General features: G+C 63.0%; 21 protein-coding genes and 2 pseudogenes. 3 read left to right on the top strand and 20 right to left on the bottom strand.

The genetic code is table 11. The features are described 5' to 3' along the window. The 3 genes and pseudogenes from ligA to smc all read right to left on the bottom strand — a co-directional run. Window positions 1-1,238 (bottom strand): NAD-dependent DNA ligase LigA (ligA, locus tag P8Y64_08640; protein MEJ2060537.1); only part of this gene is annotated, 1,238 nt, incomplete at its 3' end. A 54-nt stretch (window positions 1,239-1,292) separates the two neighbouring features. Then, a complete protein-coding gene (locus P8Y64_08635) occupies window positions 1,293-1,985 on the bottom strand; it encodes a cell division protein ZipA C-terminal FtsZ-binding domain-containing protein (GenBank protein ID MEJ2060536.1) in 693 nt (230 codons plus the stop codon). A gap of 6 nt (window positions 1,986-1,991) precedes the next feature. Beyond that, window positions 1,992-5,285: pseudogene (gene smc, locus P8Y64_08630) on the bottom strand (chromosome segregation protein SMC). 185 nt (window positions 5,286-5,470) lie between these two features. Here smc and queF point away from each other — a divergent pair. The 3 genes from queF to cysZ all read left to right on the top strand — a co-directional run bounded on the left by queF (window position 5,471) and on the right by cysZ (window position 7,984). Next, entirely contained in the window at window positions 5,471-5,860 is a 390-nt protein-coding gene (queF, locus tag P8Y64_08625; protein MEJ2060535.1) for a preQ(1) synthase, read from the top strand. 94 nt (window positions 5,861-5,954) lie between these two features. Continuing rightward, entirely contained in the window at window positions 5,955-7,250 is a 1,296-nt protein-coding gene (locus P8Y64_08620; GenBank protein ID MEJ2060534.1) for an FGGY-family carbohydrate kinase, read from the top strand. Beyond that, on the top strand, window positions 7,247-7,984 hold the full coding sequence (gene cysZ, locus P8Y64_08615; GenBank protein MEJ2060533.1) for a sulfate transporter CysZ: 738 nt from the start codon (window positions 7,247-7,249) through the stop codon (window positions 7,982-7,984). Before P8Y64_08620 ends, cysZ begins: the two co-directional genes overlap by 4 nt. A 6-nt stretch (window positions 7,985-7,990) precedes the next feature. Here cysZ and P8Y64_08610 read toward each other — a convergent pair whose 3' ends face one another. The 17 genes and pseudogenes from P8Y64_08610 to P8Y64_08530 all read right to left on the bottom strand — a co-directional run. After that, the gene (locus P8Y64_08610; GenBank protein ID MEJ2060532.1) at window positions 7,991-9,163 is read right to left on the bottom strand and encodes a pyridoxal phosphate-dependent aminotransferase; all 1,173 of its coding nucleotides are present in this window, start codon (window positions 9,161-9,163) and stop codon (window positions 7,991-7,993) included. 63 nt (window positions 9,164-9,226) lie between these two features. Then, entirely contained in the window at window positions 9,227-9,478 is a 252-nt protein-coding gene (locus P8Y64_08605; protein MEJ2060531.1) for an FHA domain-containing protein, read from the bottom strand. Window positions 9,479-9,653: 175 nt separating this feature from the next. Continuing rightward, window positions 9,654-11,054: a ribosome biogenesis GTPase Der gene (gene der / locus P8Y64_08600; GenBank protein ID MEJ2060530.1), complete on the bottom strand. Its 1,401-nt coding sequence runs from the start codon at window positions 11,052-11,054 to the stop codon at window positions 9,654-9,656. 27 nt (window positions 11,055-11,081) lie between these two features. Beyond that, entirely contained in the window at window positions 11,082-12,392 is a 1,311-nt protein-coding gene (locus tag P8Y64_08595) for a DUF945 family protein (protein MEJ2060529.1), read from the bottom strand. A gap of 32 nt (window positions 12,393-12,424) precedes the next feature. Next, window positions 12,425-13,606 carry an outer membrane protein assembly factor BamB gene (gene bamB / locus P8Y64_08590; protein MEJ2060528.1) on the bottom strand — a complete coding sequence of 394 codons (1,182 nt, stop codon included), beginning with the start codon at window positions 13,604-13,606 and terminating at the stop codon, window positions 12,425-12,427. Then, window positions 13,603-14,253, bottom strand: coding sequence for a tetratricopeptide repeat protein (locus P8Y64_08585; protein ID MEJ2060527.1), 651 nt, complete (start codon window positions 14,251-14,253; stop codon window positions 13,603-13,605). Before P8Y64_08585 ends, bamB begins: the two co-directional genes overlap by 4 nt. A 24-nt stretch (window positions 14,254-14,277) precedes the next feature. After that, a complete protein-coding gene (gene hisS / locus P8Y64_08580; protein MEJ2060526.1) occupies window positions 14,278-15,552 on the bottom strand; it encodes a histidine--tRNA ligase in 1,275 nt (424 codons plus the stop codon). A 10-nt stretch (window positions 15,553-15,562) separates the two neighbouring features. Then, complete coding sequence (locus P8Y64_08575) at window positions 15,563-16,606, bottom strand: DUF4115 domain-containing protein (protein MEJ2060525.1); 1,044 nt, start codon at window positions 16,604-16,606, stop codon at window positions 15,563-15,565. After that, on the bottom strand, window positions 16,593-17,354 hold the full coding sequence (gene pilW, locus P8Y64_08570) for a type IV pilus biogenesis/stability protein PilW (protein ID MEJ2060524.1): 762 nt from the start codon (window positions 17,352-17,354) through the stop codon (window positions 16,593-16,595). Before pilW ends, P8Y64_08575 begins: the two co-directional genes overlap by 14 nt. Next, window positions 17,351-18,471: pseudogene (rlmN, locus tag P8Y64_08565) on the bottom strand (23S rRNA (adenine(2503)-C(2))-methyltransferase RlmN). Before rlmN ends, pilW begins: the two are co-directional and overlap by 4 nt. Window positions 18,472-18,475: 4 nt before the next feature. After that, a complete protein-coding gene (ndk, locus tag P8Y64_08560; GenBank protein MEJ2060523.1) occupies window positions 18,476-18,907 on the bottom strand; it encodes a nucleoside-diphosphate kinase in 432 nt (143 codons plus the stop codon). Between the two features lie 123 nt (window positions 18,908-19,030). Then, the gene (gene iscX / locus P8Y64_08555; protein ID MEJ2060522.1) at window positions 19,031-19,225 is read right to left on the bottom strand and encodes a Fe-S cluster assembly protein IscX; all 195 of its coding nucleotides are present in this window, start codon (window positions 19,223-19,225) and stop codon (window positions 19,031-19,033) included. 18 nt (window positions 19,226-19,243) lie between these two features. Then, a complete protein-coding gene (gene fdx, locus P8Y64_08550; protein ID MEJ2060521.1) occupies window positions 19,244-19,582 on the bottom strand; it encodes an ISC system 2Fe-2S type ferredoxin in 339 nt (112 codons plus the stop codon). An 11-nt stretch (window positions 19,583-19,593) separates the two neighbouring features. After that, window positions 19,594-21,468: a Fe-S protein assembly chaperone HscA gene (hscA, locus tag P8Y64_08545; GenBank protein MEJ2060520.1), complete on the bottom strand. Its 1,875-nt coding sequence runs from the start codon at window positions 21,466-21,468 to the stop codon at window positions 19,594-19,596. A gap of 15 nt (window positions 21,469-21,483) precedes the next feature. After that, a complete protein-coding gene (gene hscB / locus P8Y64_08540; protein ID MEJ2060519.1) occupies window positions 21,484-22,026 on the bottom strand; it encodes a Fe-S protein assembly co-chaperone HscB in 543 nt (180 codons plus the stop codon). 11 nt (window positions 22,027-22,037) lie between these two features. After that, window positions 22,038-22,361 (bottom strand): iron-sulfur cluster assembly protein IscA, encoded by a 324-nt coding sequence (gene iscA / locus P8Y64_08535; GenBank protein ID MEJ2060518.1) that lies wholly within the window; start codon window positions 22,359-22,361, stop codon window positions 22,038-22,040. A 14-nt stretch (window positions 22,362-22,375) separates the two neighbouring features. Beyond that, a partial coding sequence (locus P8Y64_08530; protein ID MEJ2060517.1) for an iron-sulfur cluster assembly scaffold protein occupies window positions 22,376-22,642 on the bottom strand: 267 nt, incomplete at its 5' end.

The following is a 22,642-nucleotide window of genomic DNA, read 5'->3' as shown; positions in this document are numbered from 1 at the left end:
CAATGCGCAGGCAACTTGACCTCGTGCGTTCCCTTGCGCGAACCCGGCACCACCATGACCACCTCGGGGATCACGTCGCCCGCCCGGCGCACCACCACGGTATCGCCGATGCGGATGTCCTTGCGCTCGATCTCGTCCATGTTGTGCAGGGTCGCGTTGCTGACCGTGACGCCGCCGACCGATACCGGCTCGAGCCGGGCCACCGGCGTCAGCGCGCCGGTGCGGCCGACCTGAAACTCGACATCCAGCAGTTTGGTCTGTTCTTCCTGGGCCGGAAACTTGTGCGCGATCGCCCAGCGCGGTGCACGGGCCACGAAGCCGAGCTCGCGCTGCAAATCGAATCGGTCGACCTTGTAGACCACACCGTCGATCTCATAAGGCAGGCTGCCACGCCGGGCAAGTATGTTTTCGTAATAAGCCCGGCAGCCCTGCAGGCCCTCGACCAGCTCGATCTCGGGGCTGACCGGCAAACCCCATTGGCGCAGCTTCGCCAATACCTTTGAATGCCTGTCCGGCAGCTCGCCCTGCTCCACCTGCCCGACCGCGTAGGCATAGAACGCCAGAGGGCGCTCGTCTGTCACGCGGGGATCCAGCTGACGCAGACTGCCGGCCGCCGCATTGCGCGGATTGGCGAAGGGCTTGTCGCCGCGCGCCTGCACCCGGCGGTTGAGTTCCTCGAAGCCCTGCTTGGGCATGTAAACCTCACCGCGCACCTCCAGCACCCGCGGCCAGTCGGTGCCGCGCAAACGCAGCGGGATACTGCGCACGGTGCGTACGTTCTGGGTTACCTCCTCGCCAGTGGTGCCATCTCCCCGCGTCGCGCCCTGTACCAGATGGCCGTCGCGATAGGTCAGACTGATGGCCAGGCCGTCCAGTTTCGGCTCGGCGGAAAACTCGAGCGTACCCGACTCTTCGCCCAAACGATCCTGGACGCGGCGATAAAAGGCTTCCAGCTCCTCTTCGCTGAAGACATTGCCCAGGGACAGCATGGGTATCGCATGACGGACCTCGGCAAACCCTTCCAGAGGCTTGGCACCGACGCGCTGGGTGGGCGAATCGGGCGTCACCAGTTCCGGATGGCGTTCCTCCAATTCCTGTAGCTCACGCAACAGCCGGTCGTACTCGGCGTCGGCGATCACCGGGTCGTCCAGCGTGTAGTAGCGGTAGTTGTGGTAGTCGATGAGGTCGCGCAGTTCTTCGATGCGCGCCTGATTCGATGACGAAGACGTTTTGGCCATTACCCGATCGCTCTCATGTCACGATTCGTCGGTTTGTAGGAGGGTGGGGAGTTTTTAACGCGAGACTGCGACCTTCAGGGCTTGGCGTCGGTTCGGCGTCAGCAGCGAGCGGTCGGCATCGAGCACCACACCGCCCAGCGCGAAGGCCAGGCTGTCGGCCTTTTCGACGAACACCCCCAGTGCATCACCGACGGGAATCGGCAATGGCAGTTGCATGAACAGGCTGACCCCGGGCGATTCGAAATCCTCCTCGGCCGCCTCGCTCAGGGTGCCCGGCTTGAGCATGTTCGCGGCGCTGAAAAGCCGCATCGGGCCGGTGGGGGTTTCCAGATCGAAGTGATAGATATCGTGCTCGGCCAGGTACATGCCGATGCTGGTCAGTGCCTCGATGAGCTGCGCGCCGGTAAAGTTCGACCCGTGCTGGGCAGCCACGTGCAACACGACCAATTGTTCCTCCGAAGACTCCGCCTCTTCGGCCGGGGATGCAGCGGATTCTGATGGTGCAGGTGTCTCCGGTACCGGAGACGGGGCATTTTCGTCGCTTGATTTCAGTTGCCCGTGCAATTCCCTCGCGGTCGGTTCCGCCGCGCGGTCAGCCCGGATTTCAGGCAGGGTTTCCGAAGCCGGCACATCGGCGGATGCCGAACGCCGCTCGGCGCGCTGGCCGGCACGCCAGCGACCATGGAGGTAAATCGCCAGCAGCACGACAAGACCAACCCCGAGAATGATCCAGCGCAGCAGATCCATGATGCATCAGGCGGTTGCCATCTTGGCGGCCTCTTCGACATCCACTGCCACCAGGCGGGAAACCCCGGCCTCGCGCATGGTGACGCCGATCAGGTTTTCGGCCAGCTGCATGGTGGTCTTGTTGTGGGTAATGAAGATGAACTGCACGCGCTCGGACATCTCGCGCACCAGATCGCAGAAGCGGCCCACGTTTGCTTCATCCAGCGGCGCGTCGACCTCATCGAGCATGCAGAACGGCGCCGGATTGAGCTCGAAGATCGCGAACACCATGGCTACCGCGGTCAGCGCCTTTTCACCGCCGGACATGAGGTGGATGTTGGAAATCCGCTTGCCGGGCGGGCGCGCCATGATCGAGACACCGGTGGTCAACAGGTCGTCCCCGGTCATTTCCAGGAAGGCCTGACCACCGCCGAACAGGCGTGGGAAGGTTTCCTGCAAACGGGCGTTCACCCGGTCGAAGGTGTCGCGGAAACGGCTGCGGGTTTCCTTGTCGATCTTGCGGATCGCGTTTTCCAAGGTCTCCAGGGCTTCCTGGAGGTCGTCGTTCTGCGCGTCCAGATATGCCTTGCGCTGCTGCTGCTCCTGATACTCCTCGATGGCCGCCAGATTGATCGGACCCAGGCGCTGGATGCGCGTTTCCAGGTCCTCGTGCCGCGCCTGCCAGGCCTCGATATTTGCCTCGGGCGTCATCTCGGCGTACAGCTTTTCGATGTCGAAATCGGTTTCGCGCAACTGTTCGCCGACGGTATCCCGACGCACCAGGGTTTCGTTGTTCGCCAGGCGCAGGCGTTCCAGACCGGCGCGGTGATCCTCGAGTCGCCGCTCGGTATCCTGGCGGTTTTTTTCCTTTTCGCGCAGCGCATTCTCAAAGCCGGACAAATGGTCGCGCGCCGCGTGCAGTTCTTTTTCGAGCACCTCGCGGCCGGCGAGCAGTTCGGCCAGTTTGCCTTCCAGCGCCTCGATCGGCGAACCGCCCTGCGCCTGCTGTTGTGTCAGCTCCTGGCAGCGCTGCTGCAACTGGCCGCGCTGCGCGCGCAGGCGGTCGAGTCCCTCGCGCGTGGTTTGCAGGGTGGTACGTGCGCTTTGCAGACGCAGTTCGCGTTCGTGAGCCAGTTCGCTGAACCGGCGCGCTTCGCTGCGCAGCTCGTCCAGGCGTTGATTGTGTTCCTCGCGCCGCCGGCTCAGCGCCTCGCGCTCGGTCTCCATCATTTCCATGTCGCGCAGCGCCTGATTGCGCACCTCGGTGGCCTCGCGCAACTGCTCGTTGCCGGTCTCGATCTGCGCGCGCAGTTCCTCGATCTCGCCGATCAGACGTTGGCGGCGTTCGCCGACCTGCTCCATGCGCGAGCTGCGGTTCTGAATCTGGATGTTGATATCGGCCCGTGCGCGGTGAGCACGATTGAGTTCCACCTGCAGTTCTTCGCGCTCCGCCTCGAACTGGCGCAGACGGTCGCGCCCCGATTCGAGTTCTTCCTTGAGCGTCTGCAACTGACCGCCGAGATCGTCGATCTCGGCCTGCAGGGTCTTGATCTCCTGTTCGCGGGCGAGCACACCGACATGCGCCTCGCTTTCACGGCTGACGCGCAGCCAGTTGCGCCCGAGCCACAAGCCGTCGGGCGTGATCACCGATTCGTTGTCCGCCAAGCGACTGCGCATGGCCAGTGCCGCATCCAGGCTGTCGGCCGTGCGTACGCCGCTCATCAGGCTGGCCAGCGGCCACGGTGCACGCACGCGCATAGCGAGTGCGTCCTGGCCGGCGCTCGCATCCTGGGCGGCGCCCTGTTGAACGTCGAACAGCGTGACACTGCCTTTGTCGAGCTGGCTCAAGGCATTGGCGGCGGTATCGAGGTCGTCGACGCAGACGGCCTCCAGGGCATGCCCCAGCACCGTTTCCACCGCGTTCTCCCAGCCGCCGTCGACATCCAGCTGTTCGGCCAGACGGCGCGCCTGCTTCAGCCCCTGGCCATCCAGCCATTCCACGACGGCCTCCTGGTTCTTGCCCAGGGCGGCCTGCTGCAGGGTTTCCAGGGAGGCCAGACGCCCCTGCTGGGTCTGCAGCCTGCGGCCGAGCTCGTCGATGTGGCTGTTGCGGGTGCGGTTTTCTTCGCGCGTGGTGTTGATTTGCTCGATGGTGTCCTTGAGCCGCGCTTCGCGCGCCTCGGTATCCTTTTCCGCCGCCTGCAACTGATCGCGCAACGCCTCGATCTCTTCTTCCAGCGCGGCGGTGGTGGATCGGTCAGACGCTCGAGGTTTTCTCGCGAGTGTCGGATGCGGTTCTCGGTTTCGCGCCGGCGCTCCTTGTATTTGGAAATGCCGGCGGCCTCTTCCAGATACACGCGCAGCTCTTCCTGTGCCTTGGCATGAGCCGGCTCGAGCTCGGCGATTTCCTGTTCGGTCGTGTGCAACCGGGATTCATCGTTTTGAATCAGTCCCTGCACCTCTTCCAGTGAACGCTCCGCTTCGCGCAGTTCGCGCTCCATGCGCACCTGCATTTCGCGTTGATGCTGAATGTCCTGTTCGACGCGGCTGATCTCATTGCCGTGCCGGTAGTAACGGCCCTGCACTTCGTTGAAGGCCTCGTTGGCCTCGGTCTGCGCTTCGCGATCCTTTTCGATCTCGCTTTCGACGTGGCGCAGCTGGGCACGGATCATTTCCAGCGCCGTATCCTGCTCGGCAATCTCGCGCTCGCGGTTTTCGGATTCGGTGTTGAGGATCGGTCAGACGCTCGAGGTTTTCTCGCGAGTGTCGGATGCGGTTCTCGGTTTCGCGCCGGCGCTCCTTGTATTTGGAAATGCCGGCGGCCTCTTCCAGATACACGCGCAGCTCTTCCGGCTTGGCCTCGATGAGACGCGAAATCATGCCCTGCTCGATGATGGCGTAGCTGCGCGGGCCGAGGCCGGTGCCCAGAAAGATGTCGGTGATATCGCGGCGCCGGCAGCGGGTGCCGTTCAGGAAGTAGCTGGACTGTCCGTCGCGCGACACCTGGCGCTTGATGGAAATCTCGCTGTATTTGGCGTATTCGCCGCCCAGGCTGCCGTCGCTGTTGTCGAAGACCAGTTCGATGAACGCCTGCCCGACCGGCTTGCGCGAGGAGGACCCGTTGAAGATGACGTCTTCCATCGAATCGCCGCGCAGGTGCTTGGCCGAGGTCTCGCCCATGACCCAGCGCACGGCGTCGATGGTGTTCGACTTGCCGCAGCCGTTGGGACCGACGACGCCGACCAGGTTGCTGGGCAACGGGATGGTGGTCGGATCGACGAAGGACTTGAATCCGGCCAGCTTGATTTTGGAAAGACGCATACGGCTCTACTTTCGCGCTCGATGATGTTCAGGAAGGACACTCTACACGGGATGGTAACTGGAGCACACAATAGAATGACACTCCGATGACGGCCGGCTGCCTGTCGAAACCCCCTGCTCTGAGGCCGGGGCTTGTTATATAATCCCCATCCTTTGCAACTTTTTGATTTTTATCGGAATCGTCGATGCCTACCCAGCCCAGCAAGGACCTTCAGACCTTCGACAACCCCCAGTCGGAGCGGGATTATACCATTCGCATCCGCGTCCCGGAGTTCACCTGCCTGTGCCCGATGACCGGCCAGCCGGACTTCGCGACCCTGCACCTGGAATACGTCCCGGACCGCCTGTGCGTGGAGCTCAAGGCGCTCAAGCTGTATGTCTGGTCCTTCCGCGATGAAGGCGCCTTTCACGAGGCTGTCACCAACCGCATTCTGAACGACCTGGTGACCGCGATCAGCCCCCGCTTCATGCGCCTGACCGCCGAGTTCAACGTCCGCGGCGGCATCTACACCACCGTGGTCGCGGAACACCGCGCGGCCGACTGGCAACCGCCCCAGCCCGTCCATCTCCCCTGAACGGCCGTGGCTAACCGTGAAGCGTGATGCGGACCCGATCGACTTGATCGCAGGGCCGCCATTGCGGTCACAGGGACACTGAGCGGCGGCCCCTTTGCCCTCCGACCTGCAGCTCGGCATCGACTTCGGCACCTCGGGCGTACGCCTCTGCGTACGCGATCCGGACGGCGGCATTCACGCCCGGGCCGCCCTGCCGCTGCCCCCGCCCATCGGCGGCGAGGACGTGCCCGAACGCTGGCGGCAGGCGCTGATCGTGCTGCTCGGCCGGATACCTGCCGAACTGCGCGACGCCATCGACACCATCTGCGTGGACGGCACCTCGGGCACCCTGCTGCTCTGCGACCCGCATGGCGAACCGCTGACGCCGGCGCTGATGTACGACGATGCGCGGGCTCGCGAAGAGGCCGCACGTATCGCCCGGGTCGCACCGCTGCAAAGCGGTGCGCACGGCGCGACCGCCAGCCTGGCCAAGCTGATGTGGCTGCAAAAGCATGTTGCATCCGACCGGCCGGTGCACGCGCTGCACCAGGCGGAGTGGATCACGGGGCTGCTGCTCGGCCGCTTCGGCGCGGGGGACGAAAACAATGCGTTGAAACTCGGCTACGACCCGGTACGGCGTACATGGCCGGCCTGGCTGGACGAGCTCGACATCCCGCGCGGATGGCTGCCCGACGTCCATCCGGCCGGCACGCCGCTGGGTACCCTGTCGATCTATGCGGCGCGCACCCTGGGCCTGCCGTTTCGCGTGCGCATCGTGGCCGGCACCACTGACAGCCTGGCGGCGGTGCTCGCCACCCCGGCCGCAAAACCGGGTGATGCCGTCACCTCGCTGGGCAGCACCCTGGCCCTGAAGGTCTATGCACCCCATCCCGTATTCGCACCCGAATACGGCATCTACAGCCACCGCCTCGGTGACCGCTGGCTTGCCGGCGGCGCCTCCAACGCCGGCGGCGCGGTGCTGCGCCAGTTCTTCAGCCCCGAGCGGCTCGCCGAACTTTCGGAACAGATCGATCCCGAAGTACCGACCGACCTGGACTACTATCCCCTGCCCCGGCCCGGCGAACGCTTTCCCCATGCCGATCCGGAACGCCAGCCACGGCTGACGCCACGCCCGGAAAACGATGCCGTCTTTTTACAGGGCATGCTGGAAGGATTGGCGCGCATCGAGGCGGAAGGCTACCGGCGCCTGCAGGCAGCGGGCGCGCCGCCCGTGCAGCGGGTGTACAGCCTGGGCGGCGGCGCGGTCAACGAGGCGTACCGGCACATTCGTCAGCGCCATCTCGGCGTGCCGGTCGAATCGCTGCCAGAGGCTCAGGCGGCCTGCGGGGCGGCACGGCTCGCCGCGGATGGCATAATGCCGGCTGGATCAAATCAGGGAGACAACGCGTGATCTCGAATTTCGCTCGCGGGCTGCAATTCACCCTGCGCGGTTTCGGCACCATCAACCAGCCCGGTCTGCGCCGCTACGTCGTCATTCCCTTGTTGATCAACCTGGTGTTGATCTCGCTCGGCACCTATTACCTTGCGCGCGAGTTCGAAACGCTGATGCAGCATCTGCTGCCAGATTGGCTGAGCTGGCTGCAATGGCTGCTGTGGCCTTTGTTCGTGCTGACCCTGGCGCTGGCGGTGTTCTACCTGTTTACGCTGGTCGCCAACGTGGTGGCGGCGCCTTTCAACGCCTTTCTGGCCGAGGCGATCGAGGCCCGCAGGCGCGGCACCCCGCCGCCCACCGATTACAGCCTCAAGGGCATGCTGCGCATGGGCTGGATCGGCATCAAGGCCAGTCTGCAGATGCTGGTCTACCAGCTGGTGCGGGCCATTCCGCTGCTGATCATTTCCCTGATCCCCGTGGTCAACGTGATTTCGCCGCTGTTGTGGTTCCTGTTCGCCGCCTGGGTGCTGCCGCAGCAGTATCTGACCTACCCGGCGGGCAACCACGGCCTGGACTTCCGCGCCCAGCAGGCACGTCAAAAGGGGCATGAGAAGGATATGCTCGGCCTGGGCACAGGCCTCGCGGCGATGACCATGATACCGGTGCTGAACTTCATCTCGATTCCGGTCGGCGTGGCCGCCGCCACCCTGCTGTGGGTGGAACGAATGCCGGCGGAAGCCGGTTCGGACTGAGGGCGCTCAGCTCAGAAAGGCGCGCAGCCGGGACACGCCCTCGCGCAGCGAATCGAGATCGGTGGTATAGGCGAACCGCAGATGATCGCGGGCGCCGTGCGCGCCGAAATCGATCCCCGGCGTGACCGCCACGCTGGCTTCCTCCAGGAGGCGCTGAGCGAACACGAAACTGTCCTGGGCCAGCTTCCGGCTGCGCGCATAGACGTAGAACGCCCCCTGCGGCATGGCCGGAACTTCGAAACCCAGCTCGAGCAATGCCGGTACCAGATAATCGCGGCGTGCCTGAAATTCGCGCCGTCGTTCCTCGACGATCGTCAGGGTCGCATCGTCGAAGGCCGCCAGCGCGGCGTACTGGGCCGGTGTCGAAGGCGCCAGAAAAAGATTCTGCGCCAGCTTGTCCAATTCAGGGACATAGGCTTCCGGCGCCACCGTCCAGCCAAGTCGCCAGCCGGTCATGCCGAAATACTTGGAAAAGCTGTTGATCACGAACAGCTGATCGGAAATCGACAGCGCCGTCGTGACCGCGTTGCCCTCTTCGTACACCAGTCCGTGATAGATCTCGTCGACGATCAGCCGTCCGCCTTTGGATTCCACAAAATCGGCCATGGCGGCCATCTGCGGCTGGTAAATCACGGTCCCGGTGGGATTCGAAGGCGATGCCACCAGTGCGGCCACGGCACGTCCCGACCAATGCGCCCGCAGCAGGTCGGGCGTGACCTGATAGTCCGTCTCGGCGGTGACGGGAATCGATTTTGCCCGCCCCTCGAACAGACGCACGAAGTGACGGTTGCAGGGATAGCCGGGGTCGCTCATCAGCACCTGGTTGCCCGGATCGACGAGCGCGGCCAGCACCAGCAACAAGGCACCGGAAGCACCCGGCGTCACCACGATTCGTTCGGGTGCGACTTCCACGCCGTAACGTTGCCGATAAAAACCCGCAATCGCCTCGCGCAACGCCGGCAAACCTGTGGCCGGAGTGTAATGCGTATGCCCGGCGCTCAGCGCCTCGTGCCCGGCCTGGATAATCGGTTCGGGTGTCGGAAAATCCGGCTCGCCGATTTCCATATGGATGATATGACGCCCCTTGCGTTCCAGGTCACGGGCGCGGGCGAGCAGTGCCATGACATGAAATGGCTGGATCTCCGCCATGCGGGCGGACAGCGGTAAGGGGGTATGCATGCGCCCGATGGTAGCACGCACCGATGTCAGGAAACATGCACCGGACAACAAGCCCGGTTTAGGTCAATGAATGATGGTGGAGGCCTTGCGAATCAGATCCTGAATGCGGCACACGTACTGACCGAAGATGAAGATCTGCTCCGGCGTGACGTAACCTTCCTTGAAAGGTTTCTGCCGGCCGTGCTGCAGCAGAAAAGTACCGTTGGTGGAACCGAGATCCGCAAGGTACAGTCTGTTGCCCAGCACGACCAGCTCCGCATGATGCGCGCTCACGGTCTGGTCCACGATGCGAATCGGCGCCTTGCGCCCTATCAAGTAAGTCCCGTCACTTACGCCGGAGAATGGCACTTTCAACCTCCTGGTTGAACAATTGTTATGGTTTTTGGTTAGTCCACTCCTCCGACGGGATAACTATAACCATTCGATGCGGCGTTTCTACTGGATGGGGGAAAGAAAATTCGAAAAGTGTGAAGGGCATCACGAAACAAATCTAACTGCGGCGTTTGACGTGACGCGCAAGGCGTTGCTTCTTGCGCGCCTGACGCGGCGTCAACAGGTTGCGTTTGCCGGCATACGGATTTTCGCCGGTACGAAAATCCAGCGCGATCGGCGTGCCGACCAGCTTGAGCTTGTCCCGGAAAAAATTGCTCAGATAGCGCTTGTAACTGTTCGGTAGCTGGTCTGTCTGGTTACCGTGAATCACGATGCGCGGCGGGCACTGTCCCCCCTGGTGCGCATAACGCAGCTTGATGCGGCGGCCACGCACCAGCGGCGGTTGATGCATGGCGACGGCGGCCTCCAGCAACTGGGTCAGGCGGGAGGTGGAGAATTTCCCCATCGCCGAACGATAGGCACGCTGGATGGCTTCGTACAGCAATCCCACGTTGCTGCCATGCAAAGCCGAGATGAAAAACCGTTCGGCGAAATCGGCGAAGCTCAACCGGAGGTCGAGGTCACGCCTGACCGCCTCGCGCTGTTCTTCGTCGAGTCCGTCCCATTTGTTGATCGCCAGCACCAGAGCACGGCCCCGTTCCAGCGCCAGGCCCAGCAAATGCGCATCCTGTTCGCTGATGCCTTCACGCGCATCCAGGACCAGCACCACCACGTGCGCATCCTCGATGGCCTGCAGTGTCTTGATGATGCTGAATTTCTCCAATGCCTCGCCGACACGCGCCCGACGCCGCACACCTGCGGTGTCGATCAGCGTGTACAACTGGTCGTCGCGCTCGAAAGGAATGTAGATGCTGTCGCGGGTGGTACCGGGTGCGTCGAAGGCGATCACACGCTCCTCGCCCAGAATGCGGTTCACCAGCGTGGATTTGCCGACGTTGGGACGTCCGACGAAGGCCAGGCGAATCCCTCGCTTGTCCGCCTCCTCGGCGGCTTCTTCCTCCACTGCCCCCGGCAAACTGCCGAGCACTTCCTCGATCAGCGCGGAAACACCGCGTCCGTCAGCGGCCGCAATCGCCCGCAGCTGCCCGATGCCGAGGGCATAAAATTCGGCCGCGGCCTGATCGGGGTCCGTACCGTCCGTCTTGTTGACGGCAAGCCAAACCGGCTTGCCGGCGGCACGCAACTCGGTCGCGATTTCCTGATCGCCCGGGGTCATGCCCTCACGGGCGTCGACCAGCATGATCACGGCGTCCGCTTCCTGAATCGCCTGACGGCTCTGCGCCGCCATGAAGTGCTCGACGCCTTCGTGCTGGAGCTCCAGCCCGCCCGTGTCCACCACGATATAAGGACGGGAGCCCAGCTTGCCCGTACCGTACTGGCGGTCGCGCGTCAGGCCTGGGAAATCGGCCACCAGCGCATCCCGCGAACGGGTCAGGCGGTTGAACAGCGTCGACTTGCCCACGTTGGGGCGGCCTACGAGTGCGATGACGGGAAGCATTGCGGTCCGGGTTGTCCAAAAAGTCGTTTATTGTCGCATATTACCGAGCCCGCTCACCGACAGGCCGTTCAGGCTCAGACGGTTGCGCCGCCATTCGAAGTGGGTGGTGTACATGCCGTGGTCGCGCTGCATATAACCCTGGCTCAACCACAGACTCAACTGCCGGTCGGCCTCCTCGGCCGCACGCAGATCGATCTCCTCACGGGCCAGCGGCGGCGGATGCCGTCGCTTCTCGGCCGCGAGTTCGCCGGCCATCCTGCCCGCCGCCCTGATACGCAAGGCATTCTCGAGTTGCGTGCGCAACAACGACGCGGAAACGGCCAGGTCGCCCCGGACCTGCAGACCGGTATCCGCCGCCCGCGCGGCGGACTGGGGTTTCGGTATTACCACATTGGCACGCCCCCGGATAATGCCGTTGTCGGTCTTCAGCACGAAGGGGGCCACGCGCAGCGACGCGCCGGCGAGCAGAGTGTCCAACGATCCCGGTTGCAGTGCCTGCGACCGTTCATGGTCCAACCATGCACCGAGCACCGGAGCGTGGTCCACGTCGATCCCCGCCTTCAGGTCGCCGAGCACGCCCGTGGGAATCACGAGATCATCAAGACGCAGGATCAGATGCAGGGTCGGTGCGCCGGCACCCTGCTCCACCCGGGTGCGGACGGCGCCGTTGCGGAAGGCGACCCGGCCATTCCGGCCCTGAAAGCCGAGCCGTTTCAGGGCCAGACGGACTTCCTGTGGCACCGCATTCCGGCCTCGGTAATCCCAGACCAGGCCGGCGACCGACAGCCTGTGGCCGCGCCATGCCAATACCAACTGCGGCAGGGAACCTGACGAGGTACTGCGTTCGCCGTCCTGCAAAAACCAGAACCAGCCGTCCTCTGGGCCGGCAACCACCGTCTGCCCCGGCCGCCAACGTGAAAAGACACCGCCGGGTCCGACCCAGCTGACGCCGCGCAAGACGACGCGCCCGGCCGGCGGTTCGCCAAAGGCCAGCGTCGAAACCACGCGCGCGCCGTACCAGCGGGCGCCGCCGCCCGGTATGGGCACGCGTTGCCAGCCGGTACGGATATGCTGATCAAGCACCAGAGCAGGAAAATCGCCGTCATGCGGAACGATCACATAACGTTGCGACACGCTGAACGGCGCCCGTCTGGAAGCGGCGAGTTGAATCGATGCGGGGAGCTGCCGGCCCAGGGCCAGCAGGTTGCGGCTCAGGCCGTCGGCCAGCCGGCCGGTATACCAGGCGGCGAAGATCAGATAGGCGAACAGCAGCGCCGCCACACCCAGCATGGCCCCTTCGATCAGGCGGCGTCGAAAAGTGGCGGTATCCGTGATCATCCGGCTGCCTCCTTATGAGACAGCCCGCTGGCTCATGAGCTCAGAAAGCCGGGCAAGGGCCTGGAAGGCGGAACGGAACCGACTCGCTGAACCGCCGTCAACCAGCCCCACTCGTTATAAAAATAGACCATATCGCCGACCGCAAGCGGCGTATCCAGTATGCTGCTTTCCCCTACCTGGTCGCGCGCCACGAGGTGGCCGTCGTACTTGGACAGCCAATGCACGTAACCGTTGTAATCGGCGACCACGATGTAGTCGCCGCTCAGTGCCGGCGCGGTGATTTCGCGGTATTTCAGCTTGGTCTGCTTCCACAGGCTGGCGCCGGTATTGCGATCCAGCGCCCACACGTCACTGTCGGCGTCGCTCAGGTAAATGTTGTGCTCGCCTACCGTCAGGCCTTGATAGGAGGACATGGCGCGCGACCACAGCAGCTTGCCGTCGCTGATGTTCACGGCGCCCACGCGCCCCTGATAGGTGGCCACGTAGGCCACGCCGTCACGGATGTCGATATTGCCGTCGATATCCACTATGCGGGAGATCTCGTTGCGGCCCTGCGGCGTGGCGATAGTGGTTTCCCAAAGCACCCTGCCCGTATCCAGGGTGAAGGCGAGCAGCTTGCCGTTGTCGAAACCGGCGATGACCGTATTGCCCTGCACGTGCGGCGAACTCATGCCGAACAGGCTGAGTGCCGGCGTCTTGCGGCCGCCGACCCACAGAATCTCGCCGCTGCCGCTGGACAGGCCGGCGATCTTGCCGTCCATGCTGCGCACCACCACCGTACCGAGATGAACGTCGGACATGGACATCACGATGCTGCTCATCTGGGTACGCCACAGTTCCTCGCCGTTTTTGGCGCGGATTGCGACGGCCTGGCCGCGTCCCGTACCGTAAATCAGCAGACCGTCGCCGCCCTTGAGGCCGCCGGTGATACGGTCGCCCGTTTTCACCGCCCACACCTGATCGCCGTTCTTGGCGTCATAGGCCTTGATATCCCCATCCAGCGAAGCGACATAGATCACGCCGTCGCTGAGGTAGGGTTTGAGCTGATAGTAAAGCCCCTGGGTGCCGGTACTGGTATCACGCTGCCAGACATGCCGCACCTTGAGCGTGGTCTCGAACTGGGTCAGCGGGCTCGGCGGCGCTGCATTGTCGCCGGAAAACAGGCTGCAGCCCCCCGTCAGCAGGACGGCTGCGAACAGAACTAAATACTTCATGGTTTCTCTGGCTGTGGAGTATCAGAGGTGCCGACGTCGGCCAGTTTCATTTGCAGGTATTCAGAGGCATGCCCGCCGGCGGCGACCATAGCCTGCTGGTAGGCCGTATGGGCCTCCTTGAGCTGTCCGCGCGCGCGGTAGATATCACCCTTGAGTTCCGCGACCAGCGGAAGGTAGGCATTGGGGAAGTCGCCGTCCAGGCGTTTCATCGCCTCGTCGTACTTTTTCTGCGCCACCAGCACGCGTGCCAGGCGGATTCGTGCAACTTCGCGCACCTGCGGCTCGCTGGCATGCTCGTTGGCCCAGGTGAGAATCGCTGCGGCCTTGTCCAGATCGTTGGCGTCGGCGGCCAGCTTGGCCATGTGCAGGGCGGCCAGCGCCGCATAGGGCGTACGCTCATAACCCGACTTCAACTGCGCGTACACCTTGTCTGCCGCGTCGGCCTGTTTGTTGCCGAGGTCGTTCAACAGCGTGCCGTACAGCTGCGAGGCACTCTCCTGCTGACGCTGCTGGTAAGTGGTCCAGAATTTCCAGCCGGCGAGAATGGCGACGCCCAGCACCACGCCGATGATGATTGAGCGCCCGTTTTCCCCCCACCAGGTGCGCAGGGCTTCCAGGCGTTCTTCGTCGGTTGAATAACCCGTCATGGTTTGACTCCGTCTATAAATTCGTCAATTCAGCGCCGCATTCAGATAATCGGCCATCTTGCCGATGGAAATGCGCTGCTGCTCGGCATCCGCGGCACGCAGGTGCTTTACCGTCACTTCCTCGGCGGCCAGCTCGTCATCGGCCAGCAACAATGCCAGCGGCGCACCCGATTTGTCGGCCCGCTTCATCTGGGATTTCAGGCTGCCGCCGCCTGCATTCACCTGCAGACGCAGGTCCGGCACCTCGCTGCGCCAGCGTTCGGCCAGGGCCCAACCCTGCCGTTCCGCGGCCTCTCCCAGCATGAGCAGATAGGCGTGGGGGGCCAGCGGTTCGGGCGCAACATCCTGCGCCTCCATCAGCGCCAGCAAACGCTCGATCCCCATGGCGAACCCGGCGGCCGGTGTCGCACGGCCGCCCAGCTGTTCCACCAGACCGTCGTAGCGCCCACCAGCACAGACAGTGCCCTGCGCCCCCAGTTCATCGGTGATCCATTCGAATACGGTCAGTGAATAATAATCGAGACCCCGCACCAGACGCGGGTTGACCTGATACGAAATCCCGAGATCCTCGAGTCGTTCGCGCAACTGATCGAAATGCGTTTTGGACGCCGTATCGAGATAGTCGAACATATCCGGCGCGTTGCGGATCACTTCACGCATTTCGGGATTCTTGCTGTCGAGGATGCGCAACGGGTTGGACTGCAAACGGTCGCGTGCTTCGGCATCGAGTTTGGTTTCGTGCCGGGACAGATATTCGATCAGGTCCTTGCGGTAAACCTGGCGGGTTTCCGGCGTGCCGAGCGAATTGATTTCCAGGCGCAGGCCGGACAGGCCGAGACCGTCCCAGATCCGCGCGCACAGGGCGATGAGCTCCGCATCGATATCCGGACCCGGAATGCCAAACGTCTCCGCGCCGATTTGATGAAACTGGCGATAACGTCCCTTTTGGGGACGCTCATGGCGGAACATCGGGCCCATGTACCACAAGCGGCGCTGCTGATTGTGCAGCAGCCCATGCTCGATACCGGCCCGGACACAGCTGGCGGTACCTTCCGGGCGCAGGGTCAGGCTGTCGCCGTTGCGATCCTCGAAGGTATACATCTCCTTTTCGACGATATCCGTCACCTCGCCGATGGAACGGCTGAACAGCTCGGTCATTTCGACCAGCGGCATGCGGATTTCGTCGTAGCCGTAGGCCGTCAGCGCCGCGGTGACGACACCTTCTATGTAACGCCAGGCCGCGGTCTGGTCGGGCAGGATGTCGTGCATCCCGCGTATGGACTGGATGGATTTGGCCATCGGGAAATAATCAGTTGCCTGCCGCTGCAGGGGCAGAAATCATGAAGCGTGCGGTATGGTCCGGACGAATATGGAAGTTTTCAACCGGTTTGCCGTTGAAATCGAGTTTCACGCCTTCCGCGTTGCCGAGGAAGATATTGAAAGGTGCCGTACCGTGCACGGTGGTCTGCGTTCCCTTGCGGATCAGCCCGAACACCAGGCGATTGTCATTCGCGTCGGTGATCTCCGCCCATGAGGTCTGTACGAAATCCAGTTTGAGCGAATCGTCGCCCGGTGCCGAATGATCCGAAAAATAATCATGTGCCTGATCGGGCGTAGCAGACTGTCCTTCCTGATCCATGGCTGAAGGTGCTGACGGTTCGGTCGGCGCATTTGCCTCAGGAGACGACGGGGCGGACGATTCGGCTGGTTTGTCAGCCTCCGACGGCGAGGCGGCAGCCGGCGGTGAAGACTCGGCAGCGGACGGCTGCTCACCGTCGGCCGGCATCGCCGGTGCGGTTTCCTCGGGCGCCGCCGTTTCGGACTGGCCGGCGCCGATGGCGGTATTCGGCATGTTCGGCTGCTGCGCCGGACTGATCACATTGTTGGCAGGCTGTTGAGCGGCAGCACCGGGGGCCTGGCCATGCAGCGCAGGCTCGTTGCCCGACGCCACCGGTTGCTGGGTCGGGTTGTGTTTTGCCCACCACACGACCAGCAGGATGAGCAGCAGCAGAAAAACCAGCAGGGAGCCGGTCATCGCGCCGCGCTTGGCGCCCTGCTCCTGCTGGGTGGGATGGCGCAATTCGAGCTCCGGCGGTTCAGGTTCGACCTGCGCATAGGACTCGAGCAACGCGTTTTCGTCCAGGCCGAGGTGGCGTGCACAGGCGCGCAGATAGCCTTTGATGTAGGCAGGACCGGCAAGCCGTTCGAAATCGTTGGTCTCGAGGGCGCGGATGATGTCTACATTCAGTTTAAGCGCCTCGCCCAGTTCCTGTTCGGACAGGCCCGCCGCAACACGGCCGGCGCGCAGTTGTTCACCAGGACCGATATGCAGGCTGGTCTCAGGGTTTGTCATAGCGGCTCGGATCTCTCAGGTAGGAAGCCTCCGGCGAATCCGGGTAAAAGCGGTACAGCTTGGACGCACATACTCCCGCTTCGGTTTGGTTTCCCAGTTGCTTTTCCGTGCGCACGCACAACCAGAGGCTTTCGGGAGTCTCGACGGCAACATCCCGATAGCGCGACAAATAGGCGCGCGTGCTCAGGAAGTTATGCTCATCAAAATTGAGCTTGGCCAGCTGGAACAATGCGGAAGGCAGTCGTGGATTCCGTTGCAGGGCGCGACGGAAATACTTCTTGGCCGCCTCGGTGTCGCCGGCCTTCAGTTCACATAAACCGGCATTCGAAAGCGCGTATTCCGGCGTCTGGTAAAGAGGATTCCTGAGTGCGGTCTTGAGCTGCTCGAGTCCTTGCTTCACCTTGCCCCGGCGGCACAGAAAGGCGCCGTAGTTGTTGTGGATACCCGAATCGTCGGGAGCCAGGTCGACCGCGCGCTGGAAATAGTCATTGGCCTTGTCGTATTCGCCGAGGCGATCCATCAATACGGCATAGGCGTTGTGTGCCTGGGCGGAATCGGGATTCTGCCGCAGCGCCTTCTTGAGCTTGGTGTCGGCCAGATCCATGTTGCCGCGATTCATGTAATCGACACCCAGCTGGACGTTGATCGACGAGGCCTGATCATCCTGCTTCTGCTTTTGACGCTCCGCCTGGGTCGCGCAACCCGACAACAACAGGAGCACGGCAAACACGCTCGCTAACCGTTTCATGATGTCAACCCACCTCCTTCGATACGGGCGAAGCGCAGTTCCCGACGGCTGCGGTCGGCCACCTGCCCGACCAGCTGGCCACAGGCGGCGTCGATGTCATCGCCGCGCGTCCTGCGGGTAATGGTGTGCAGACCGGCTGCGATCAGCATGTCCCGGAAACGGTCGATCGTCGCCTGCGAAGAGCGGCGGTAACGGGTTTCCGGGAACGGATTGAAGGGAATGAGATTGACCTTTGAGGGCACGCCGCGCAACAGGCGAATCAGCTCGCGGGCGTGCGCCGGCGTATCGTTGACGCCGTCCAGCATCACGTATTCGAAGGTGATGCGCTCACGGTAGGGTTTTGCGTCCAGGAAACGGCGACAGGCCGCCATCAGTTCGGACAAGGGATATTTGCGGTTGATCGGCACCAGCTGATCGCGCAGTTCGTCGTTCGGCGCATGCAGCGAAACGGCCAGGCTGACGTCGATGGTCTCCTTGAGCCGGTCCAGGGCCGGAATCACCCCCGAGGTACTGAGCGTGACGCGACGCCGACTGATGCCGTAACCGAAATCGTCCAGCATGATGGTCATCGCATCGACCACGTTGTTGAAGTTCAGCAACGGCTCGCCCATACCCATGAGCACGACGTTGGTGATGACGCGGTGGTCGGCATCCGCATCCGGTTCGGGCTGCAGGCGCCGCTTGGCGAGCCACAGCTGGCCGACGATCTCGGCGGCCGTGAGATTGCGGTTGAAGCCCTGCCGGGCCGTGGAGCAGAAGGTGCAGTCGAGCGCGCACCCCACCTGGGACGAGATGCACAGCGTGCCGCGGTCCTTTTCGGGAATGAAGACGGTTTCGATGCAGTTGCCGTCCTCGAGACGCAGCAGCCACTTGCGGGTGCCGTCCTCGGAGGCCTGCTCCAGCGCGATCTCCGGGGCGCGGATTTCGGTTTCCTCGGCCAGACGCTGACGCAGCGCCTTACCGAGATCGGTCATTTGGGCCACATCATCGACACCGCGATGATGCAGCCACTTCATGACCTGGGCAGCACGAAAAGGACGCTCTTCCCAGGCGGAAAAAAATCCCGCAGCTGCGTATGCGTCAATCCGAGAAGGTTGACCTTTTCGTTCGTCGTCACTGCCTTACCGCGTCCTCGGACAGATCTGGTCTTCGGGGAAGAAGTACGCGATCTCCTGGGTCGCCGTCTCGGCGCCGTCGGAGCCGTGCACGGCGTTCTCGTCGATGCTCACCGCGAAATCGGCGCGAATCGTGCCCGGAGCGGCCTCCTTCGGATTGGTGGCGCCCATGATCTCGCGGTTGGCGGCGATGGCGTTCTCGCCCTCCAGCACCTGGACCATGACGGGGCCGCTGATCATAAACTCGACCAGGTCATTGAAAAAAGGACGCTCCTTATGAACCGCGTAGAACCCTTCGGCCTGCTCGCGGCTCAGATGCATCATCCGCGCAGCCACGATCCGCAGACCGGCCTCCTCGAATCGGGTGTAGATCTTGCCGATCACGTTCTTGGCCACGGCATCGGGTTTGATGATAGAAAGGGTTCGTTCGACGGACATTCACTCAACTCCGGCTATTTTTTGTGGGGTAAAACGCAAAAGCCCGCAACATACAGGCGGGCATGGACCGCGGAAATTCTACTCCGCGGCAGAGTTACAGGCAATGTATACGGGGATCCCGGGCTATTCCCGCTCCTCGATCCAGGCCATCTGGATGGCCTCCAGGATGCGCTCGCCGGAATGCGCCGGATCGTCGTCGAACTCGTCCAGATCCATCACCCATTGGCGCAAATCCACGAAATTCACGCTCCGGGGGTCGACATCGGGGTGGGTTTCGTCCAGCGCGATCGCCACATCCAGGGTATCGGTCCACTTCAATCCCATAGTTCGCCTCGCTCAGTGCTTTTCCGAGACCATGTTGATGGTGTATTTGGGAATCTCGACCACCAGGTCCTCGTCATCGACCAGGGCCTGGCAGCTGAGGCGGGAATCAGGCTCCAGACCCCAGGCCTTGTCCAGCATGTCCTCCTCGTCCTCCGTGGCCTCGTTAAGGGAATCGAGCCCCTCGCGCACATAAACATGGCAGGTCGTGCAGGCACAGGATTTTTCGCAGGCATGCTCGATCTCGATGCCGTTCTTCAGGGCGGCATCGCAGATGCTGATGCCGGGCTCGACCTCGATAACGGCCCCTTCCGGACAGATTTCCTCGTGAGGCAAAAATACCAGCTTGGTCATGGACTATCGCCTTATTCGAATTCGTGAACGTTGTGACCCGCCATGGCCGCCTTGATGCTCTGATCCATGCGCCGCGCGACGTAGAACTCGGAGGTCTTCTCCAGTTTCTGAATGGCGGTCTTGATGGCTTCCGGGTCCGGTTCGCCGGCCGCTGCAGCCAGCCTGTCGCGATCGGCCAGAATGCCTGCACGTTCTTCTTCGTTGAGCAGCTTGTCACCATCCGCCGCCAGTGCCGAGTCGATTGCCTCCAGCACGCGCTGGGCCTCGACCTGCTGTTCGCGCAGGCGGCGTGCCTCCATGTCCTCGCGGGCATGCGTCATCGAATCGGTGAGCATGCCCTCGATCTCCTCGTCGGTCAGGCCATAGGACGGCTTGACCTCGACATGGGCCTGCACGCCGGACGCGACCTCCTCGGCGGTGACGTTCAGCAGACCGTCGGCGTCGACCTGGAAGGTCACCCGGATACGCGGTGCGCCGGCCACCATGGGCGGAATGCCGTGCAGCTCGAAACGCGCCAGGGAACGGCAGTCTTCCACCAGATCACGCTCGCCCTGCAGCACGTGGATCGCCATGGCGCTCTGCCCGTCCTTGTAAGTGGTGAATTCCTGGGCGCGGGCCACCGGGATGGTGGTATTGCGCGGCACGATCTTTTCCACCAAGCCGCCCATGGTCTCGATGCCCAGCGACAGGGGGATGACATCCAGCAGCAGCATTTCATCGTCGGGCTTGTTGCCGGCCAGCACGTCGGCCTGCAGGGCGGCGCCGATGGCCACCACTCTGTCCGGATCGATATCGGTCAACGGTTCACGGCCGAAGAATTCGCCCACCATTTCCCGTACCCGTGGCACGCGGGTGGACCCGCCGACCATGACAACCTCCTGGATCTCATCGGGCGTGATGCCGGCATCGCGCAGGGCGCGGCGGCAGGAAAGCAGAGTTTTTTTGATCAGCGGTTCGATCAGGCAGTTCATCTGCGCGCAGCTAATGCAACCGTTCCAGTAGTTCAGGTCGTCGAGCTGGATGGAGAACTCCGCTTCGTCCTGATCCGTCAGTGCCTCCTTGACGGCGCAGGCGTCGCGCAGCAGCCGGCGCATCAGCTTGTGGTCGCCCTGCGCCTCGATACCCGCCTCCTCCACCATCCATTCGGCGATGGCATGGTCGAAGTCGTCCCCGCCCAGAGCGGAGTCTCCACCGGTGGCGAGCACCTCGAAGACCCCGCGGTTAAGACGCAGGATCGAGATATCGAAGGTCCCGCCGCCAAGATCGTATACCGCGATGACACCTTCCTGGCCTTTGTCGAGGCCGTAGGCGATCGCTGCGGCGGTGGGCTCGTTGAGCAGTCGGTACAGATTCAGCCCGGCAAGACGGGCGGCGTCCTTGGTCGCCTGGCGCTGCGCATCGTCGAAATACGCCGGCACGGTGATCACCGTCCCCGCCAGTTCGCCGCCCAGCGTCTCTTCCGCCCGTTGCTTGAGGGTCTTGAGGATTTCGGCAGAGACCTCCACCGGCGTCACGTCGCCCCCGGCGGTATGAATATGCGGCACCGAAGAATCGGTGGCCGCGAATTCGTAGGGCACATGCCCCGCCAGGGTCTTGATGTCCGTGGCGGCGCGGCCCATCAGGCGCTTGACCGAGGCGATCGTGTTCAGCGGATCCAGGGCGGCGTTGCGCCTGGCCTCGTAACCCACCTGCGGCGGCGCATCGGCATGGTATTGCACGACCGACGGCAGCAGATGGCGGTCTTCGGCGTCGGGCAGCGTCTCGGCCATGCCGCTGCGCACGCTGGCGACCAGCGAGTTGGTGGTACCCAGGTCGATGCCCGCCGCGAGACGATGCTCGTGCGGTACGGTCGACATGCCGGGTTCGGAAATCTGCAGCAAAGCCATAGTCGGTCGCGTGTTTTAAAGTAGTTCGTCTTCCAGTCTGGCCTGACGCGCCTGCGCCTCTTCGATGAGGCGCGCATGGAAGCGCATCTTGAGTACCGAATCCTTGGCGGCGGCGATATCCTCCGCGGCGTACTGGGCGGCAAAGGCCTCGTCGAGGGACCGTGCCTGGGTGCGGACTTCGGCGATGAACGTGTCCAGGCGGTTCAGCGCGTCCTCCGCCTCGGCGCTCTCGTCCAGGCGCTCGCGCAACTCCATCTGCTGCATCAGAAACTCGGGATCGGACGACGTCTCGCGCTCGTCGTCGAATTCCACGCCTTTCAGGTGCAGCAGATAGCGCGCCCGCAGACGCGGATCGCGCAAGGTGCCATAAGCCTCGTTCACCAACGAGGTCGCCTGCACGGACAGGCGCTTGGCCTGGGCGTCCGCACCGGCGAATCGGTCGGGATGGAGTTCGCTTTGGAGTTTTTGATAGCGGGTCTTGAGCTGGTCCGAATCGACGTCGAAGCCGACAGGTAGCCCGAACAACTCAAAATAGGATTGAGCGAAATTGAAGTCCATGGGCTGTGTGCTCAGACACTGAAGCTTTCACCACAGCCGCAACGATCCTTTTCGTTGGGGTTGTTGAACTTGAACCCCTCGTTCAGTCCTTCCTTGGCGTAGTCCAGTTCCGTACCGTCGAGATAGACCAGGCTCTTGGGATTGATGATGATCTTGACGCCGTGATCCTCGAACACCGTATCGCCTTCCTCGAGCTCATCCGCGTATTCCATAACGTAAGCCATGCCCGAACACCCGGTCGTCTTGACGCCCAGGCGCAGGCCGACGCCCTTGCCGCGTTTGGCAAGAAACGTCCGGATCCGGTCGGCGGCCTTTTCTGTCAGGGTGATCCCCATGGATACCTTACCTCTCAGGCCGACTTTTTCTCGGCCGATGCCTCGTGTTTGCTCTGGTAGTCGTGGATGGCCGCCTTGATGGCGTCCTCCGCCAGCACCGAGCAGTGGATCTTCACCGGCGGCAGCGCCAGCTCTTCCGCGATCTGCGTGTTCTTGATCTCACCCGCTTCCGTCAGGGTCTTGCCCTTCACCCATTCGGTCAGCAGGGAGCTGGAGGCGATCGCCGAGCCGCAGCCGTAGGTCTTGAACTTGGCGTCTTCGATCACGCCCTGCTCGTTGAC

The organism is Gammaproteobacteria bacterium (genome assembly GCA_037388465.1).
In the GTDB taxonomy this organism is placed as follows: Bacteria; Pseudomonadota; Gammaproteobacteria; order SpSt-1174; family SpSt-1174; genus JARRKE01.
This window is presented reverse-complemented; position numbering and strand designations above follow the sequence as displayed.